This is a genomic window from Streptomyces aureus (genome assembly GCF_001418135.1).
GTDB lineage: Bacteria > Actinomycetota > Actinomycetes > Streptomycetales > Streptomycetaceae > Streptomyces > Streptomyces aureus_A.
Map to the genome: position 1 here is coordinate 1 of NZ_LIPQ01000659.1, position 1480 is coordinate 1480.

A 1480-nucleotide genomic window follows, 5' to 3' on the forward strand; every position below is an offset into this window, starting at 1 on the left:
GGGGTGGTGTCGGTGGTCCCGGGGTGGGGCGAGGGCGTGCCGTCGCTGATCCCGGCGCGGGACACCGGGCCGCCGTCGCCGGGGGCCGCGTCGAGCAGGTCCAGGAGGCCTGTGATCTCGTAGTCGCCCTCCAGCGGATGTCGGAATCGCTTGCCCGGGGCCAGGCGGTAGCGATTGCGCCGGCCCTCCCGCGCGTGCGTGAGGTATCCGGCGGCCTCCAGGTCGGCGACGATCGCCTGCACCGTTCGCTCGGTCACCCCGCACGCGGCGGCGACATCACGCAGGCGCACACCGGGATCGCGGGCGATCACCACCAGCACTCGGGCGTGATTCGTCAGGAAGGTCCATGATTGACGGTCGCCTGAACTGACACCCATGGGCACATTATGTGATGGTTTACTCATGAGTCGCAAGACCGGAAATCTATCTCATGTGATTATTGACGTGCTATGCGAAGAAAGAGGACGATAAGAACAGAAGGACCAGGTTTGTCCGTCTGGCTCACGGGAGCACATGGGAGCACACCATGCATCCCCTTCCCGACCACTCCGCCGCCGCCCGAGCGCCCGCCGGTGACGCCGCCATCAAGCCGCCCGCGCCCGGTCCGGACGCGCAGATGACCGTGAAGACCACACCGGACGGCGGCATCGTCGTCAGCGGCGAGATCGACAAGGCCACCGCCACGCACCTGTGCCGCAGCCTCCTCGACGCGCTGCGCGCGCACCCGGAGGGCATCACGCTCGACTTCGGGGCCGTCACCTTCTGCGACTGCGCCGGTCTGCGCGCCCTCCTGACCGCGCGAGCCTCATGGGTCGCACGGTTGGAACAGGCCTCGCCGGCCGCACCGGCCGCCTCGCGTCAGCACCTCGACAGTGGGCGCCACCCCCCGCAGCCCCTCACGCTCGGTCCGGTGAGCCCACGGATGGCCCGCCTGCTCCAGCTGACCGGCACGGGAGACCTCTTCTCACCGCCGAAGCCGGGACGGCCTCAATGAAGCGGCAGCCGTACCTCGATGGTCTTGCCGCCCTCCGCGGGCAGGGACAGCCTGATCTCCTGGGCGAGCAGTCTGACCAGGGGCCACCCGAAGCCGCCCTCCGCCGGGCCGGAGGGCCGTCGCGCCCCGCGGCCGTCCGCAAGACGCGGCAGCTCACTGCTCGCGTCCGCCACGATGATCGTCACCGTGCCCGGGTCGAGTTCCACACCGAACCCGGTGAGACCTCCCCCGTGACGCAGCGCGTTGGTCACCAGTTCGGACGTCACGAGCAGCGCGTCACCGACGGCGGTGGCGGACGGTGGGCCGCCCGGCCCCGTCGCGGCCACCCGCAGCGCTTCCGCCACCCGGGCGCGCGCCTCGGCCGCGTCATGCGGAACGACGGGCCGGTTCCCGTCCGGCGTGGGATGTCCCGTGCGATGCCCTGTGAACACTGTTCTTCCCACCCAGTCTCCGCTCGTCCCCCACGCACTTTCCGCCCCGGTCCCT

At 70.7% G+C, this 1480-nt stretch carries 3 protein-coding genes; 1 reads left to right on the forward strand and 2 read right to left on the reverse strand.

Annotated elements, in window-relative coordinates; all coding sequences use genetic code 11:
• Positions 1-377 (reverse strand): winged helix-turn-helix domain-containing protein (locus AOK00_RS35760; protein WP_107097531.1); only part of this gene is annotated, 377 nt, incomplete at its 3' end.
• 149 nt (positions 378-526) lie between these two features.
• On the opposite strand from AOK00_RS35760, the gene AOK00_RS35765 reads away from it, so the two are divergent.
• The gene (locus tag AOK00_RS35765; protein WP_055604265.1) at positions 527-994 is read left to right on the forward strand and encodes an STAS domain-containing protein; all 468 of its coding nucleotides are present in this window, start codon (positions 527-529) and stop codon (positions 992-994) included.
• Here AOK00_RS35765 and AOK00_RS35770 read toward each other — a convergent pair.
• Positions 988-1338, reverse strand: coding sequence for an ATP-binding protein (locus AOK00_RS35770; protein ID WP_055604266.1), 351 nt, complete (start codon positions 1336-1338; stop codon positions 988-990). The genes AOK00_RS35765 and AOK00_RS35770 overlap by 7 nt on opposite strands.
• Between the last annotated feature and the right edge of the window lie 142 nt (positions 1339-1480).